The 17018-nt window shown below is 51.7% G+C and carries 16 protein-coding genes and 1 other RNA gene; 15 read left to right on the top strand and 2 right to left on the bottom strand.

All coding sequences use genetic code 11. From position 1 onward, the window contains the following. The first annotated feature begins 24 nt into the window (after positions 1-24). The 5 genes from LKD70_RS00900 (at position 25) to LKD70_RS00880 (ending at position 5864) form a co-directional block, all read left to right on the top strand. Positions 25-1644 carry a bifunctional diguanylate cyclase/phosphodiesterase gene (locus LKD70_RS00900; protein ID WP_227706174.1) on the top strand — a complete coding sequence of 540 codons (1620 nt, stop codon included), beginning with the start codon at positions 25-27 and terminating at the stop codon, positions 1642-1644. Between the two features lie 3 nt (positions 1645-1647). Beyond that, positions 1648-2283 carry a 4'-phosphopantetheinyl transferase family protein gene (locus LKD70_RS00895; protein ID WP_227706173.1) on the top strand — a complete coding sequence of 212 codons (636 nt, stop codon included), beginning with the start codon at positions 1648-1650 and terminating at the stop codon, positions 2281-2283. Beyond that, on the top strand, positions 2280-3077 hold the full coding sequence (locus LKD70_RS00890) for a M15 family metallopeptidase (protein ID WP_227706172.1): 798 nt from the start codon (positions 2280-2282) through the stop codon (positions 3075-3077). Before LKD70_RS00895 ends, LKD70_RS00890 begins: the two co-directional genes overlap by 4 nt. A 64-nt stretch (positions 3078-3141) precedes the next feature. Beyond that, the gene (locus LKD70_RS00885; protein ID WP_227706171.1) at positions 3142-4302 is read left to right on the top strand and encodes a hypothetical protein; all 1161 of its coding nucleotides are present in this window, start codon (positions 3142-3144) and stop codon (positions 4300-4302) included. A gap of 146 nt (positions 4303-4448) precedes the next feature. After that, positions 4449-5864 carry a deoxyguanosinetriphosphate triphosphohydrolase gene (locus LKD70_RS00880; protein WP_227706170.1) on the top strand — a complete coding sequence of 472 codons (1416 nt, stop codon included), beginning with the start codon at positions 4449-4451 and terminating at the stop codon, positions 5862-5864. A 6-nt stretch (positions 5865-5870) separates the two neighbouring features. On the opposite strand, the gene LKD70_RS00875 is transcribed toward LKD70_RS00880, so the two are convergent. Continuing rightward, positions 5871-6758: a DUF6128 domain-containing protein gene (locus tag LKD70_RS00875; protein ID WP_227706169.1), complete on the bottom strand. Its 888-nt coding sequence runs from the start codon at positions 6756-6758 to the stop codon at positions 5871-5873. An 89-nt stretch (positions 6759-6847) separates the two neighbouring features. On the opposite strand from LKD70_RS00875, the gene tadA reads away from it, so the two are divergent. Continuing rightward, the gene (gene tadA / locus LKD70_RS00870; protein WP_227706168.1) at positions 6848-7393 is read left to right on the top strand and encodes a tRNA adenosine(34) deaminase TadA; all 546 of its coding nucleotides are present in this window, start codon (positions 6848-6850) and stop codon (positions 7391-7393) included. Between the two features lie 23 nt (positions 7394-7416). On the opposite strand, the gene ffs is transcribed toward tadA, so the two are convergent. Beyond that, positions 7417-7678, bottom strand: an RNA gene (gene ffs / locus LKD70_RS00865) — signal recognition particle sRNA large type. Between the two features lie 132 nt (positions 7679-7810). Here ffs and LKD70_RS00860 point away from each other — a divergent pair. From LKD70_RS00860 to LKD70_RS00820, 9 genes are all read left to right on the top strand, one after another. Next, on the top strand, positions 7811-9556 hold the full coding sequence (locus tag LKD70_RS00860; RefSeq protein WP_227706167.1) for a B12-binding domain-containing radical SAM protein: 1746 nt from the start codon (positions 7811-7813) through the stop codon (positions 9554-9556). A gap of 172 nt (positions 9557-9728) precedes the next feature. Continuing rightward, positions 9729-10826: an AIR synthase-related protein gene (locus LKD70_RS00855; protein ID WP_227706166.1), complete on the top strand. Its 1098-nt coding sequence runs from the start codon at positions 9729-9731 to the stop codon at positions 10824-10826. 49 nt (positions 10827-10875) lie between these two features. Next, positions 10876-11379, top strand: a complete 504-nt coding sequence (locus tag LKD70_RS00850; RefSeq protein WP_227706165.1) for an Lrp/AsnC family transcriptional regulator — start codon at positions 10876-10878, stop codon at positions 11377-11379. Beyond that, positions 11379-12551, top strand: a complete 1173-nt coding sequence (locus LKD70_RS00845) for an aminotransferase class I/II-fold pyridoxal phosphate-dependent enzyme (RefSeq protein ID WP_227706164.1) — start codon at positions 11379-11381, stop codon at positions 12549-12551. Before LKD70_RS00850 ends, LKD70_RS00845 begins: the two co-directional genes overlap by 1 nt. Before the next feature lies 1 nt (position 12552). After that, complete coding sequence (locus LKD70_RS00840; protein ID WP_227706163.1) at positions 12553-13047, top strand: tRNA (cytidine(34)-2'-O)-methyltransferase; 495 nt, start codon at positions 12553-12555, stop codon at positions 13045-13047. A 406-nt stretch (positions 13048-13453) separates the two neighbouring features. Further along, positions 13454-13762 (top strand): hypothetical protein, encoded by a 309-nt coding sequence (locus LKD70_RS00835; protein ID WP_227706162.1) that lies wholly within the window; start codon positions 13454-13456, stop codon positions 13760-13762. A 67-nt stretch (positions 13763-13829) separates the two neighbouring features. Continuing rightward, positions 13830-15851 carry a V-type ATP synthase subunit I gene (locus LKD70_RS00830; protein WP_227706161.1) on the top strand — a complete coding sequence of 674 codons (2022 nt, stop codon included), beginning with the start codon at positions 13830-13832 and terminating at the stop codon, positions 15849-15851. Then, entirely contained in the window at positions 15848-16333 is a 486-nt protein-coding gene (locus LKD70_RS00825; RefSeq protein WP_227706160.1) for a V-type ATP synthase subunit K, read from the top strand. Before LKD70_RS00830 ends, LKD70_RS00825 begins: the two co-directional genes overlap by 4 nt. A 79-nt stretch (positions 16334-16412) precedes the next feature. Next, positions 16413-17006, top strand: a complete 594-nt coding sequence (locus tag LKD70_RS00820) for a V-type ATP synthase subunit E (protein ID WP_227706159.1) — start codon at positions 16413-16415, stop codon at positions 17004-17006. Positions 17007-17018: the final 12 nt, after the last annotated feature.

Here is a 17018-nt window from a genome sequence, read left to right as displayed (position 1 = left end):
GGATTAAGCAGGGGAGAGATGGAAATGAGTGAAAGTTATAAACCACGTTCTCTGATGGAGATTATAAATGATGTCCTTAGTACAGTGCGTGATTATTATGACGCGGAATATGCTTATTATATAGAAAAAGAGCAGGGGGACATCGAGTCGATTTATGAATGGTGTGCGGAGAATGTGGAGTGGCAGAGAGATCGTCTCAAACTGCTTTCCGAGGATCAGCAGCCGAAGTGGATGAAGGAAGAAATTACGGATACGACCGCAGACTGCTACAGTGTGTTCCGTCAGATCACGGATGATACAACGGTGATACTGGCTGTTGTGGGAGTGCACCGGGGCGGATGTACGCTGGATCTGATGCGTGCGCTTCTGCCGTATATTCCGCAGGCAATTGCGCTTCAGAAACTGCAGAAGCAGCAGGAATATTTAAGCTATCACGATGACCTGACGGGTCTGCTTAACCGCAACAGCCTTGTGGATTATCTTGATAATGTGGAGGAACGTTCACTGAAATCGCTCGGTGCGCTTTCGGTTGACATCAACGGTCTGAAAAATTTCAATAAGGAATTCGGACGGGAATACGGCGATGAAGTCGTTATACGTGTCGGTGAAGTCCTGGAGGAACATTTTCACGGCGGCGAAGTGTACCGCCTGACCGGAGATGAATATCTGGTTCTTATGGAGAATACTTCCTACGAAGATTTTACAAAACAGATTTACGCCGCACATACAAAACTTGACAATATCAGTCTCGGACTCGTGTCGATGGGGTATGCATGGGAAAAGATCGATATCGAGGTGGAGAAACTGGTAAATAATGCGGAAGTCATGATGCGCGATGAGAAGAAAAAGTATTATAAAAATCTCAAGAAAGGCCATCATGAACCGATTATAAAACAGGATCTGCTGGAAGACCTGGAGCATGGCAACTTTATTGTATGTCTTGTTCCGAAAGTGGATGTGCATACCGAGCGGGTGGCAGGAGCGGAAGCGGTTGTCCGTTATCATCACAAAGATCTCGGAATTGTCAACCCGGGCAAATACATTAATCTTCTGGAAGAGACAAAGCTGTCCCATTATCTGGATCTGTATGTGTTCGAGGAAGTCTGCCGGACTCTGCACAAGTGGGAAATCGACGGAATCCCGCTGATTCCGATTTCGGTGAACTTCGCAGGGGCGACTCTGCGGCAGGAGAGCATTGCGGATAAGATGCTTCATCTGATTGAGAAGTATCATGTCAGATGCGAGTACCTTGAAGTTGAGGTTTCCGAGTCGGGAAATGACATGAACCAGGAAATGCTTGCAGAGACAAGCAGCAAGATCCGGAAGGGCAACGTCAGGGTAATTCTTGATCATTTCGGCGCGAAAGACTCCAGTTTTTCGATCCTTTCACTTATGGAGTTTGACGGATTGAAACTTGATAAAAGTCTGATTACAAATATTGTGGGAAACTCACGCAGCCGTATTGTGGCGCAGGCGGTAATTGATATCTGCCGTCAGCTCGGCGCGTCGGTACAGGCTTCCGGGGTGGAGACACGGGACCAGCTTAACGTTCTCAAAGAGCTTGGCTGTGATTATGTGCAGGGGGCGCTGTTCAATAAACCGATTACGATCGAGACATTTGAAGTCAGATATTTAAGAGGCTGAGATATGGTCAGAACTTGGATAGCAGATGTTACGCCGCTTTTTGAAAGCGACTGCTATGAAAGATATTACAGGGAGCTGCCCGAATTCCGAAGGAAAAAGGCGGATGCGCTTCAGTCCGGTGTTATGAAGGCACAGAGCGCGGGAGTGTGGGTTCTGTGGCAGAGGGTAAGAAAAAGATACAGTCTGCCGGAGAATGCTCCGTTTAACCTTTCTCATTCGGGCTCGTATGTGATGTGCGCCGCCTGTGTAGACGGCAGGGACGGCGGAAATGTACGGGTGGGGTGCGATCTTGAGAAGATGGGCCCGCTCAAGATGAAGCTTGCGAGACGTTTCTTCTGCCCGGAAGAAGTCCGTGCAATTGAAGAGAAGGAATCGGAGCAGGAGAAGGCAGATCTTTTTTACCGCTACTGGGTGCTGAAGGAAAGTTTTATGAAAGCAACGGGCAAAGGAATGGCGCTGCCTGTGAATTCTTTCTGCATCTGTCTGGGAGAGCCTCCGGTTCTCGCAAGGCAGCCGGAAGAATTTCCGGAAAATTATTACTACAGAGAATATTATGCGGAAGGACTGCCTTATAAAATGGCGGTGTGCTCTACAGATGATGAGATTGATGCAGAACTGCACATGGAGTTGTTGCTATGAGACGAATAAGAACAAGTACTAAACTGAAAAGAATGTTTGTCATGGGAATCATTCTGGGCGCTGCGGCGGGAATCCTTTTTACCATTTTGATAGCGTATCAGGTACTTTCTTCTGACAGAGCTGAATTTGCATCGGCAAACGCAGAACTGACGAAAGAAAATGAAAGCCTGAAAGAACAGGCGATGAAAACACAGGCCGTTGAGAACAGTGCGGAACTTCTGGCAAGTGATTCCGACGACTGGGCGCTTGCTCTTGTAAATGAGGATCATCCGCTTGATACTTCTTATGCTCCGGCGGAGATGACTGAAATTGACACGGAGAGATCTGTGGACTCCAGAATTGCGGAGGATCTTCAGAATATGATGTCCGATGGGGCGGAACAGGGGCTGAGCATGTATGTGGCCTCGGCGTACCGTTCCTATGAGCAGCAGAGAAGTGTGTTCAGTTCGACGATGCAGGACTGGATTTATCAGGGGTATTCTCCGTTGGATGCCTATGATGAGACGAAACTCTCTGTGGCGGTTCCGGGAACAAGTGAGCATGCCACGGGTCTGGCGGTGGATATTATTTCGTCAGAGTATGAGGCGCTGGATGACAGACAGGGAGATACAGAAGAACAGAAATGGCTGATGGAGCATTGCTGGGAGTACGGTTTTATTCTGAGATATCCGGAAGACAAGGGAGATGTGACCGGAATTATATATGAACCGTGGCATTACCGATATGTCGGAAAAGATGCGGCAAAAGAAATCACAGAACAGGGGATTACACTGGAGGAATACCTTCAGCAGTGAGAATGTCCTGAGCACGGATGTTCTGCAGCCGGGAGGGGAATTTAAAATTACATAAGGAGGAAGAATGAAGAACATGGAAGATTTGACATTTGGGGAGCAGGTTAAAATCATCCTTGGCAGAAAAGGAATGACAATCAAACAGCTTGCGGAGCTGATTGAAGTGAATACCGGAAAGAAGATGTCCAGGCAGAATCTGACACAGAGACTCGGCAGGGATAATTTTCAGGAACAGGATATGCGCATGATCGCTGAAATTCTGGGCTGTCCGTTTCATCTGAGCATTATGTCGGGTGAGATGCAGACACAGCACCGCAGCATTTCAGCATTGGAGAAGGCTGCCGCTGTCCGGGTGGAAGCTGTAGAACAGCAGAAGGTGCATATGGCGGATGCGACAGCACAGCCGCAGGAGATGGCCGTATCAGAGGAGCCTGAGCAGCCGTATGAGGAAGAAGCAGCTGAGCAGCCGTACGAGGAAGCAGCGGAAGAAGCACAGTCATATGAGGCGGCTGTGACAGAGGAGACTGCACAGCCGGAGAGCGGCGCCGGAGAAGTGGATATGACAATCGGTGAGCTGTACGACATGCACAAAGAACTGGCTGAGCTGGAAGAGAATGCAAAGGCCGGGGAGCCGGTGGAGGAGATCAAGAAAGAGCTTGAGAGACCAAAGAAAGACTGGTTCCACACAGGAGGTATATTTTTAAGGAGAAAACGCCGTGATGCACAGGAGACGGAACCGGAAGAGAAGAACGGAACGGAAGCTGCATCTGCAAGTCAGGCGGTGAATGAGCAGCAGGCGGAAGCGGTACAGCAGCCAGAGGCTGAGGAATATAAAAACGGAATGGAACCGGAGTATACAGAAGAAGCCGGAGAGGAAGCGGCAGGGGAGCTGGACGGATATGACGGAGAAATGGCAGAAGAATCCGCAGAAGAGCCTGCAGCAGCGTATGAGGAGCCGGCGGCAGAACCGGAAAGTGACTTTGAACCTGTTATTGCCCACAATGACGCCGCGGAAGATACTGTGGTCGGAGAGGTGAATCCGTACACCGGACGGGAGTACCAGTCCAACAGTGTGAGGATGCATCCGACGAGAATCGGTTATGTACAGGTGTACGACCGCACCATCCACAAATGGACGGATATGACGGAATGGGCTTTCCTCGGACTGCAGGAACGCAAGAAGGCTCTTCTCGGAAAGGCGTATGAGCCTCCGATTTATCTGGACTGACCGGAGATGCCGGGACAGTGCGGACCGGGGCAGTATTTTCCGGAGAAATAATATGACACGTATAGTAGGAGATACAAAGGCCCCGCAGTGTATTCTGCGGGGCAGTCATATGCTACGGGACGAACAGAGAAGAAAGGAGAGCGCGGATGGAATGGAAGAAACTGCTCTCGAAAAAGCGGGAGCGCGAGAGCTCGGGGAGACAGAAACCGGCGGATTTAAGGAGCGAGTTTGAGAAAGATTACCACAGAATAATCGGAAGCGCATCTTTTCGCAGGCTGCAGGACAAGACACAGGTGTTTCCGCTTGATAAAAGTGATTTTATCCGGACGAGGCTGACCCATTCGCTGGAAGTGTCATCGCTGGGAAAGTCTCTGGGACAGAATATCGGTGAAAATATATTAAAATACAGGAGAAATTCCGGTTTTACGCCGCAGATGAAAGAAGACATCTCCCATATTCTCGAATGTGCCGGACTGATTCATGACATCGGCAACCCGCCTTTCGGACATTTCGGGGAGGTGGCCATAAGAGAGTGGTTTACGGCGAATCTGCCGAAGCTTACCTTCCGCGGTGGAAAAGTGGAAGATATGCTGAACGAGCAGATGAAACAGGATTTTTATCATTTTGAAGGAAATGCCCAGGCGCTCAGGCTGGTCACGAAACTTCATTATCTTGTGGATGAGCACGGGATGAATCTGACATACGCACTGCTTAATACAATCATAAAATACCCTGTGCCGTCTGTCGGTATCCGCGAGGAGAGCGGGAATATCAGGGAGAAAAAGATGGGATACTATCTCGCTGATGAGGAGATTTTCCGGAAAGTGACGGAAGAGACGGGAGCGGGAAACTGCCGCCATCCGCTTTCTTTTATTCTGGAGGCGGCCGATGACCTGGCCTATAAGACTGCCGACATAGAGGATGCGTTTGTCAAGGGATATATCAGCTACTATACTCTGGAGAAAGAGCTCGCACCGCTTGAGCGGGAGCAGAGCACACAGTCGGCATCAGCCTTTCTTCCGCTGACGAAACTTCACAGGCTGTATGAGAGAGGAATGCAGAAAAATGTAAGCGATCCGGCCTCCTATGCGGTGAAAAACTGGATTGTAAGCGCGCAGGGATTTCTGATCAACTGTGCCACGTTTGGATTCACGTCAAATTATGACAGCATTATGGCGGGAACCTGGGAGAAAGATCTGTTTTACGGTACATTTGGTGAAAAGCTGATGGATCTGCTGGGCGATATGGCGTATCGGTATGTGTTCTCTTCGATGGACATCTACCGGATGGAAGTGGCGGAATCGACGATTTTGAACTATCTTATGGACAGGCTTGTACATGCGGTTCTGTACTATGATACAGGGGAGAAGCAGGGGACGATCGACAGGCGGGTTGTCTCATTTATTTCTGACAACTACAAGAATGCGTACCGGATATGCGCAGAGGGCAGGAGCGAAGCGGAGAAACTGTATCTCCGCCTGCTCCTTGTGACAGACTATATCTGCGGTATGACGGACAGCTATGCAAAGCGGCTTTATCAGGAGATGAACGGAATCATTTAGGGTGACTTAGGGCGATTTGGGGCGGCACAGGCCTACGCAGCGGCACCAGTGCCCGAAGTCTCTGGAGGTGTCTCTCTCGTTTTCTGCAAGATCGAGAGCTGCGGTGCATGAGCGCACAAAACGGGGAAAGCCGAAAAGCTCTGCGGCCCGCGCTTCGTGTTCGTCATAGATTCCGGGAACCCCGAGCCATGTGCGGCCGTTCTCTTCAAAGAGTACGAGATGGCCGTAATTGTGGTATCCGTGCAGCAGAAAACTGTTGCTGGAAAGCTGCCAGAATTTCCGGGGGAGATCGGAGAGATCCGAGTGGCGGATCTTTCGGATACCGGAAGAGCGTTCCGGAGCCGCTTCCGTCGGAATGGATGCCGCGTGAACGGGATCGCTCTGAACAGGATCACCTGATTCTTCCTCACGCGGTTCTGCGGGTTCTGTGGGGTCTGCGGTTTCGCTTCCGGAATTTGACGGCTCAGGGGATTCCGCGGCGGATTCCGGAGCTGGGGTTTCGCCGATGTCTTGCAGAATGTCGGTGTTTATATCAAAGAAAAATGCCGAGGCCATCCAGAAGAGCGGGCAGTCACTTTCGGGAAGGCGGATGATAAAGCCGTCGATCTGCGCCAGAGGGCGCCCTTCCGGAAAATGCGCTTCCGCTACGGAAAGCCGCTCGGATATACTGTGTCCGAAACAGCTGAGCGATGCGATGTGGGTTCTGTTCAGCCTTCCGTCCGGTTCGCGGCAGAATGCATACAGTTCAAGAGAAGTCCCGTTTCCCGCAGGAATTCCTCGTGCGCGGATCTGAAGAAGACAGGACTGATAGTGCCGTGATATTTTGATAAAGCCCACATTGCGCCGCCGTTTGTTTTGAAGATATTCGTACAGATAGAAAGTACCTGGATTCATAGATTACCTCTGGTCTTGTCTTGTCTCAGTCTAATGTATTCAGAGTATGAGTGAAAAAGAACACGGGAATGAAAGGAAAGCGATCTGGCATGAGAGAGGAAAATACGGAAAGCAGCCGGGAGCTCAGAAAAGCTGATGAAAAATACATGAGAGAGGCCATACGGCAGGCAAAGAAGGCGTATCGTCTTGAGGAAACCCCGATCGGATGCGTGATCGTGTGTGACGGGAAGATTATCGCCAGAGGATATAACCGGCGCAATACGGAAAAAAGCCCTCTTGCACATGCGGAACTCTCTGCAATTAAGAAGGCGAGCAAAAAAACAGGGGACTGGCGCCTTGAAGACTGTACGCTGTATGTAACGCTGGAGCCGTGTCAGATGTGCGCAGGAGCAATTGTGCAGGCGCGTGTCGCGAGAGTGGTAGTAGGGTGCATGAACCCGAAAGCGGGATGCGCGGGTTCCGTCCTCAACCTGCTTAACATGCAGGAATTTAATCATCAGGTTCAGCTTGAGACAGGAGTTCTGGAGGAAGAGTGCAGTGCGCTTATGACGGGATTTTTCAGAGAGCTCAGAGACAAGAGAAAACGCATGAAGAGTATAAAAAAAGCAGGACTTGGCGAACCCTGCGATTTCTGAAAAAGGAATTCTTTTCTTTTTTTTCGTGCATTGCGCTTCGAGCATGACCAACGGACGTTACCCCGGCAGTTAACTCAGCCCAGGCACCCTCACGGCACCCGGAAGGTCCTGCTTAGTGCTGCTCCGTTCCCGGCCTGACACGGTTCACAGGTTCCCGTCGCGTGAGACCCAGACATCAACGTCACTTACCGGGGGCAGCCCCGCCGGCTGCCGCCCTCTGCGCAATATCACCCCTGCTATAGCGGATTGCAGGTACAAGGTACCGCTAACACCCCGGCTGCACGAGTCTTAATTTTACATTGTTTTTGGGGAAATGTCAACGGCTGAGGGGAAATTTACCGGGCGAACAGCGGCGGAGACTTATCAAAAGCGCTTCGGAAAGCGCTGCGTTTCATAAAGAGGAGAAGAAAGATACCGATGAAGATTCTTTTGGCAGCGGTCAACGCAAAATATATCCACTCCAACCTGGCGGTATACAGCCTGCGGGCGTATGCGGGAAAGTACGGGCAAGAGACAGACATAGCAGAATATACAGTAAACCAGCCGGTGGACGAGATCCTGATGGATCTGTACGGGCATGCCCCGGATGTGCTCTGTTTTTCCTGTTATCTTTGGAACATCACGTATGTGAAACAGCTGGTCAGAGAACTGCCGAAAATTCTTCCCGAAACGAAGATCTGGCTGGGCGGACCGGAAGTTTCGTACAGCGCCCGCCGGATGCTGGAACAGAACCCCGGTGTGAGCGGTGTTATGTGCGGAGAGGGAGAGGAAACGTTTCGGGAGATTGCAGAATACTACCATAACCGGCTCCTTCAGGGAAAAGAGAAATCGGACGGAGGACCGTCCCTGGCCGCCATCCGGGGAATCGTGTACCGGGATGCAGAGGGAACTATCGTGGAAACCGGGATGCGTCCGGTGCTTGATCTGAGCAGCATTCCTTTTGTGTACAGCAGGATTGAGGACTTCCGGAACCGAATCATTTACTACGAATCAAGCCGGGGCTGTCCTTTTTCGTGCAGTTACTGTCTCTCGTCCGTCGATAAATGCCTCCGGTTCAGAGATCTGGAGCTGGTGAAGAAGGAACTTCAGTTTTTCATTGACCATGAGGTTCCGCAGGTGAAATTTGTAGACCGGACGTTCAACTGCAGACACGATCACGCACTGGAGGTGTGGCGCTATATACGGGACCATGACAGGGGGATTACGAACTTTCATTTCGAGATCGCGGCGGACCTTTTAAATGAGGAGGAGATCCGCCTGATCCGGAGCATGCGCCCGGGACTGATTCAGCTTGAGATCGGCGTTCAGTCGGCGAACGGGCAGACGATTCAGGCGATAAACAGGAAGATGGATCTGGAAAAGGTGGAGCGGACGGTGAAGGCAGTCAGGGAGAAGCGGAATGTACATCAGCATCTGGATCTGATCGCAGGGCTTCCGTACGAAGATTTTGAAAGCTTTGCCCGTTCTTTCAACCGGGTCTATGCGATGAAGCCGGATCAGCTTCAGCTTGGATTCCTGAAAGTGCTCAAGGGATCTCCCATGCATGAAAAGGCCGGGGAATACGGACTTGTCTGTCAGGAACGTCCGCCTTATGAGGTGCTTTCCACAAGATGGATGTCCTACAGGGATATCGTCCGGCTGAAAAAAATCGAGGAGACAGTGGAGGTATACTACAACAGCGGGCAGTTTCAGAATACAATGCGGCATCTGGAAAAAGAGTTTTCCGCGCCCTTTGAAATGTACAGCGCGATCGCGGATTACTATGAGGAGAACGGACTCTTTAAAATCAGTCATTCCCGCATTGCGCGCTACGAAATACTGAGCCGCTTTCTGGGGGATAAAGCGGCTTTGTACAGAGAATGGTTGACATTGGACCTGTATCTGAGAGATAATGTGAAAAACCGCCCGGACTTTCTGGGCGCGGAAAGCGTGAGCAGCGATGAGGCTGCCGCTTTTTACAGAAATGAGGAAAAAGAGCGGAATTATCTGAGTGGCTACGAAGAGTGCGACCGGAGACAGATGCGCAAGATGACGCATCTTGAACGCGTCGGAGAGAAGCTTCTGCTCTTTGACTACAGGAAGCGGGATCCGCTTACCGGGAATGCGTCGGTTCTTGAGATCACCGAAATTCCGGAGAAAAATGATGAAAAGAGGAGACAGTGATGAACTTTAATGACAGAAGGGTAAGACGTATCATTTCAATCATCATTCTGCTTGTGATTGCGGCAATGGTGCTGACCATGGTACTTCCCTATATCGCATAGATGTGCTGCGCAGACGATTGGAAAGTCTGGTCAGACAGAGAGAAGAACGTGATCCGGGAAGGGAAGAGCAGATGAGAATTGGCAGGATTACGCAGACCGCATGGAACCGGTCTGTCAGAAGACAACTTCATACAAAGCGGAGCGAGTGTCTGTATGAGCTGTCCCCTCTTGAAAACTGTTCCGGAATATCCGCCGGCGGCGCTGACGCGTTTGTCTGGGCGGGAGGAACAGTCTGCGGGGATTCTCCGGACGCCGGGTTTTATGCGGTGATGCATGCTGCGGGAGAGCTGGCAGCCAGAGGCGTATGTCCCACCGGGGTCTCTGTGACTGTTCTTGCCTCACCGGAGGCGGAGGAAGACGTGTTCCGGGATGCGGCCGCAGCTGCGGATGAGGCATGTGCCCGCATTGGCGCCCAGGTGACTGCGGTTCACGGGGAAGTCCTGCCTGCTGTGTCAGGGATCGTGGTGACTGCGGATGCCGCGGGGGCCGTGGAAGCTGCAGAGTCTGCGGATGCTGCAGGAGCTGCAGGGTCTGTGGGGAATGTGTCGGCTGCAGGGAGAAATTCTGCGGCCGCTCTGAGCGGCGTGCAGAATGTTCAGGGCAAACCGGGAGACGGATGGGAGATACTTCTCTGCGGGTATGCGGGACTGGAAGGAACGCTGCGGATCGTGGATGAGGCAGGAGAGGAGCTCGGGACAAGATTTGTCGCCTCTTTCCTGGAACAGACGAGAGCGCTTTCGGACCAGCTTGTGACACCGCGCCAGATTGCCGCTGCCTTTCCGGCCGGCTCATCCTGTCCCGTTGTCCGCCATATCGGAAGCGGCGGCGTTTTTGCGGCGCTGTGGGATCTGGCGGAGATATCCGGAATCGGATTTGAGATCGACATGCGGCAGATTCCTCTCCGGCAGGAAACCGTGGAGATCTGTGAATATTACAGGCTGAATCCCTATCAGCTCACCTCGGCGGGCAGTTATCTGATCCTGACGGATCATGCCGCGGAGGTGGCAGACGCCCTTGCCGGGGCGGGGGCGCGAGCCGTCAGGCTTGGGACTGCCAGAGCGCAGAATGCGCGGGTGATCTCAAGCGGCGAGGAAACAAGATATCTTGACCGGCCGGCTCCGGATGAGCTGGTGCGCTGGCTGGCGGAAAGGCAGTCCGGAAGCAGATGACCGGACGGCAGTGAAAAAGAAAACGATTTATCTTAGGAGGTAATATACAATGAATGACAGAAAAGAAGCCTTAAGGCTTGAGATTCTCAGATATCTCGAAAAACACAGCAGGGTAGACCTGGGAGAACTGGCTGTCCTGATGGGCGCAGAGGAGGCGGAAGTGGCAAACGAGGTTGCCGAGATGGAGAAAGAGCGGATTATCTGCGGATATCATACGCTTATTGACTGGGACAAGACCGGCGTTGAGCTGGTGACAGCGCTGATCGAGGTGCGCGTGACGCCTCAGAGAGACCGGGGATTCGACCGGATTGCGGAGCGTCTGTATAATTATCCCGAGGTGTATGCGGTGTATCTTATTTCGGGAAGCTATGACCTGCTTGTCACACTGGAGGGAAAGACGCTGAAAGAAGTGTCCCGCTTCGTGTCCGAAAAACTTTCGCCCATTGACGGTGTGCTCAGCACGGCAACCCACTTTATCCTTAAGAAATACAAAGACCACGGAACCATTATGGGGACGAAGAAAGAGTCGGAAAGGATGCTGGTGACGCCGTAATGAGAAATCCATTATCCAAGAAAATCGTAGATATAGAACCTTCCGGAATCCGCAAATTTTTCGACGTGGCAAACGAGATGAAAGACGCCATCTCTCTGGGGGTGGGCGAGCCGGATTTTGACACGCCGTGGAGAATCAGAGAAGAAGGAATCTTTTCTCTGGAAAAGGGAAAGACATTTTACACGTCAAACGCCGGATTGAAGGAGCTGAGGACAGAGATCTGCCGGTATCTGAACCGCAAGATCCATGTGTCCTACGATCCGATGAAGGAGACGCTTGTCACTGTGGGAGGAAGCGAGGCGATCGATATCGGGCTTCGCTGCATGCTTGATCCGGGGGATGAAGTTCTGATTCCTCAGCCGAGCTATGTATCCTACCTGCCCTGTACGGTCATGGCGGACGGCGTTCCGGTCGTTATCCCGCTTCAGCATGAAAACGGGTTTAAACTGACAGTGGAAGACCTGGAGAAGTACACGACCCCGAAGACAAAGGTGCTGGTTATGCCGTTTCCGAACAATCCGACCGGCGCCATTATGACAGAAAAAGATCTGGAACCGGTGGCCGCGTTTGTGAGGGATCATGATCTGTATGTCATTTCGGATGAGATTTATTCCGAACTGACGTACCAGTCGGAGCATGTGTCCATTGCAAGCCTTCCGGGAATGAGGGAGCGGACGATTGTAATCAACGGATTCTCAAAAGGGTTTGCCATGACGGGATGGCGTCTCGGATACTGCTGCGGCCCGGAGTGCATTATTGAACAGATGACGAAGCTTCATCAGTACGCAATCATGTGCGCGCCTACGACGAGTCAGTACGCGGCTGTGGAAGGACTGAGAAACTGCGAGGACGAAGTGGAGGAGATGCGAAAGGCTTACAACCAGAGACGGCGTTTCCTCATGAGTGAGTTTGAAAAGATGGGGCTGGAGTGCTTTGAGCCGTTCGGCGCATTTTATGTATTCCCGAGTATTCAGGAGTTTGGAATGACTTCCGAGGAGTTCGCGACCAGGTTTTTGAACGAGGAAAAAGTGGCCGTTGTTCCGGGAAACGCTTTCGGCGAGTGCGGAGAAGGATTTATCAGAATCTCCTATGCATATTCGCTGGAGGAGCTCAAAGAAGCGCTGGGGCGTCTTGAAAAATTTGTCCGACACTTAAGAGAGGAACAGAAATAGTATGCTCAACATTGTTCTTTTGGAGCCTGAGATTCCGTATAATACCGGGAACATCGGGAGAACGTGCATGGTGGCGGGGGCGAGGCTTCACCTGATCGAGCCGCTGGGGTTTAAACTGAGCGAGAAGGCTCTGAAGCGGGCCGGGATGGACTACTGGAAAGACGTGGATGTGACAACCTACATCGATTATGAGGATTTCCTTGAGAAAAACCCGGGCGCGAAGATCTACATGGCAACGACAAAAGCACGGAAAGTTTACACGGAAGTCTCCTACGAGCCGGACTGCTTTATCATGTTCGGAAAAGAGAGCGCGGGCATTCCGGAGGAGATCCTTGTGGAACATGAGGACGACTGTGTACGCATCCCGATGGTGGGGGAGAGCCGGTCTTTGAATCTGTCGAATTCCGTGGCGATTGTACTTTACGAGGCGCTGCGCCAGAACGGATTTCAGGGGATGGAACTCAAAGGCGAACTGCATGAGCTGCAGTGGGAATAGGCAGATGGAATTAACAGGAATTATCGCTGCGCTGTGGATCTGGAAACATCCAAAGACAAAGGAATAAAGACGAAGAGGGAATCGGCTGCGGTTCCCTTTTTTTGTACAGGCGACGCTCATAAGCCCGGGCCTGCCGGGATCCTGGCGGCCGGCTGCAAATGCCGCTTTTATGCAATTTGCCTTTTGTTATGGAGGGAGAGGATTCGGCGTTTTGACAAACATAGAAAGGGGAGATTTTCGCTAAAATGGTAAATCGTACAAAAATATTGATAAATACTTTGAAATGATTGTAGAAGTATTATATAATAAGCATAGACTCTCGTTAAGATTTTGTTAAAATCTTATCCTGCATGAAGCAGGGAACGTTGGCAAAACTAACAAAAAGCAGGAAGGTGGTGGGGACAACATGGTAGAAGAGACGATTCAGGCAATCCGCGAGACAGAGAAAAAAGCGGATGAAATCGTAAAGAATGCGCACGATGAAAGCGAGAGAATTATCCAGGAGGCAAGAGAGAAGGCATCCGAACTCTCGGAGAAGATCATCAGCAGCGCGCGCTCTGAGGCTCTTGCGGCGGCGGAGAAAGCAAAGGAAAATGGCAGCCTTGCAGATGCAGACGCCCTGGCAGAGTCGGAAGATGAGATACGCTCGCTCAAAGCTTCCGCCATGGAAAGAGAGAAAGAGGCAGTTGATCTTGTGATCTCACAGCTCGCATAGGCGGGCGGGGATGCAGGAAATAAAAAGGCGCTTATAAGGCGTCATACAGCAAAGGAGGGATAAGTCAATGGCGGTACTTAAGATGCAGAGAATCAGCATCTGTGCCTTAAAGAAAGACCGAAAGGCGATCCTGGAGAAACTGCAGAGCCTGGGTGTCCTGGAAGTAGATCATGTGATCGGGGAGGACGAAGATTTCCACAGGATGGACACGACCGGCCAGAGAGCGGGCTTTGAGAGAGCGGCGGCATCGCTTGATCAGGCGCTTGAGATCCTGGAGAAATATGTACCGGAGAGTAAATCCATGTTTGCTTCTCTTGAGGGAAAGAAACAGATCGATCCCGAGACGGAGCGGAAAGTACAGGAACAGCGGCAGGAGCTTTTGAAGACGGCAAGGTCGATCGCGGACCTTGACCGTGATTACGCAGAACAGCTGGCGGCAGTCAACCGGCTGACGAACAGCATTGCGGCGCTGGCACCGTGGCTTTCGCTGGATGTTCCGCTGAAAAGCATGAGGACAAAGCGGACCGTCATGTTCCCGGGAACGATGCCGGGAGGAACGACAGCGGAGTCGGTGTACACGCTGCTTGGAGAGAAGGCCCCGGAGGCTGAAGGGACGGAAGTCTACATTGTCTCAACGGAACCGAGCACGGTTTATCTGGCGGTGATCTGCTTTCAGGAGGATGCGGCGGCGGTAGAGGACGCGCTCCGCAGCGCAGGATTTGCAAGGCCGTCTCAGACGTGGGACGAGGCTCCGGCAGAAGAAAAGAGCAGGCTGGAGCAGCAGATCGCAGACTGCAGGGAGAATGCGGACAAGATCGCCGGAAAGATCGCGTCGTTTGCGGTGAAGAGGGATGAACTTAAGATCGCGGCGGACTACTACCGGGTCAGGGCAGACAAATACTCTGTGCTCGGCCAGCTTCCGCAGTCGGCGCGCACTTTCGTAATCAGCGGATATATTCCGCAGTGCGAAGCGTCAAAGGTGGCAGACTATCTGAGCGGAAAATACGACTGTATGGTGGACGTGGAGGAGCCCAAAGAGGATGAGGAGCCTCCGGTAATTTTGAAGAACAATCCGTTTTCCGCCAACATGGAAGGCGTTGTGGAATCCTACGGACTTCCGACCAGGGGAGAGATTGATCCGACAACGATTATGTCTTTCTTCTATGTGTTTTTCTTCGGAATGATGCTCTCGGACGCGGCATACGGAGCGATCGTGGCGATTGTGTGCGGTGTCCTGGTGGCGAAGTTCCCGCACATGTCACCGGGGATGAAAAAGTCGCTGAAGCTGTTTTTCTACTGCGGCCTGTCCACACTTGTGTGGGGAGTGCTGTTCGGAGGGTACTTCGGAAATATTGTGGATATCGTATCGCAGAAGTTTTTCGGTACGACGGTTACGGTTCCGGCGCTCTGGTTCATTCCGCTGAATGACCCGATGAAACTTCTCGTGTATTCGCTTCTGTTCGGTGTGATTCATCTGTTTGTAGGACTCGGCATAAAAGGATATCTGTGCTTAAAGGACGGAAAGATTATGGATTTCTTCTGTGATGTAGTGCTCTGGTTCATGCTCCTTATCGGGCTGATCCTGATGCTCCTTCCGAGTGAGATCTTCGCTTCAATCGCACAGACGGCAATCGAATTTCCGGCGGCAGTCAACACACTGGCAGCGGTTCTGGCTGCAGCAGGCGCCATCGGCATTGTGCTGATGTCCGGCAGAGGGAACAAAAATCCGGCTCTCAGGCTCGCGCTTGGAGCTTATGATCTTTACAATATAACCGGATGGTTGAGCGACGTGCTTTCCTACTCCCGTCTTCTGGCGCTGGGCCTTGCGACCGGAGTAATCGCATCGGTTATCAACCAGATGGGAAGCATGCTTCCGAACAATGTGATCGGGGTGATCTTCTTTATCGTGATTTTCATCTTCGGTCATGCTCTGAACCTGGCGATCAATCTGCTGGGGGCATACGTACACACAAACCGTTTGCAGTTTGTTGAATTTTTCGGAAAATTTTACGAGGGCGGCGGACGGCCGTTCAGTCCCTTTAAACAAAATACAAAATATGCAGAGATTAAGGAGGAAACTTTATCATGAATATTGCAGGAGAATTAGGAATTGTTTACGCATTGTTAGGAGCGGCGGTAGCGGTGCTGTTTGCAGGTGCGGGATCGGCTCTTGGAGTAGGAATTGCAGGACAGGCGGCAGCGGGAGTTGTCACAGAGGACCCGAGCAAGTTCGCTAAAGTTCTGATCATTCAGCTTCTTCCCGGTACACAGGGACTGTATGGACTTCTTGTCGGATTTATCACACTGTCCAAGATCGGTATTCTGGGCGGAGGAATCGCAGACGTGTCCGTATCAACAGGACTTCTGATTCTGGCAGCATGCCTCCCGATCGGTATTGTAGGTCTTATCTCCGGTATTGCACAGGGAAAAACAGCTGCATCCGCAATCGGAATTGTCGCAAAGAAACCGGAGCAGTTCGGTAAGGCCATGCTCTTCCCGGCAATGGTTGAGACATATGCGATTCTGGCTCTTTTGATCTCCTTCCTGGCAGTAAACGGAATCCAGGTATAAGAAAAGCCTGAGAACGGCGGATGATGTGCCGGACAGGAGGAAACAAAAGGAGATTTCAACCAAGAAGGAGAGCGTAAGAATGAGTGGACTTGATAAAATGAAAGCCCGGATTCTTGAGGAGGCGGAACAGTCCGCCGGCGAGATTATCGCCAAAGCGAACGCCGAAGCCGACTCCATTCTGGAGAGTGCCAGAGAAGAAGCTGAAAAAGAAGCTTCGAAGATTCTGGAGCGGTCTCAGAGAGACGCCGCCGAGTATGCGAAGAGGGTGGACTCCTCTGTGGACATGCGCAGGAAGCAGATGCTTCTTGCAGCCAGACAGGAAGTGATCGGCCGTGTACTCGACGAGGCGTACGATACGGTGATGAATCTGGATGACGGGAAATATTTTGCGATGCTTGAGAAGCTGCTTGAGAGATATGTTCTTCCCCAGGACGGGACGATCTGTTTCGCGAAGCAGGATCTTGAGCGTATGCCGGAGCAGTTTGCCGGCAGAATAAAGGAGATCGCCGCGGCAAAGGGCGGAAGTCTGGCGCTTTCGGATGAGGCGCGGAAAATAGACGGCGGATTTGTCCTGGTCTACGGCGGCATCGAGGAAAACTGCACGATAAAGGCGGTATTCGACTCAAAGAAGGAAGAACTGTCAGACCAGGTGAACAGGCTTCTGTTCGGATAATGCGCAGTCGTA

It is taken from the genome of Ruminococcus turbiniformis, from assembly GCF_020687545.1.
Classification (GTDB): Bacteria; Bacillota; Clostridia; order Lachnospirales; family Lachnospiraceae; genus Mediterraneibacter; species Mediterraneibacter turbiniformis.
This window is presented reverse-complemented; position numbering and strand designations above follow the sequence as displayed.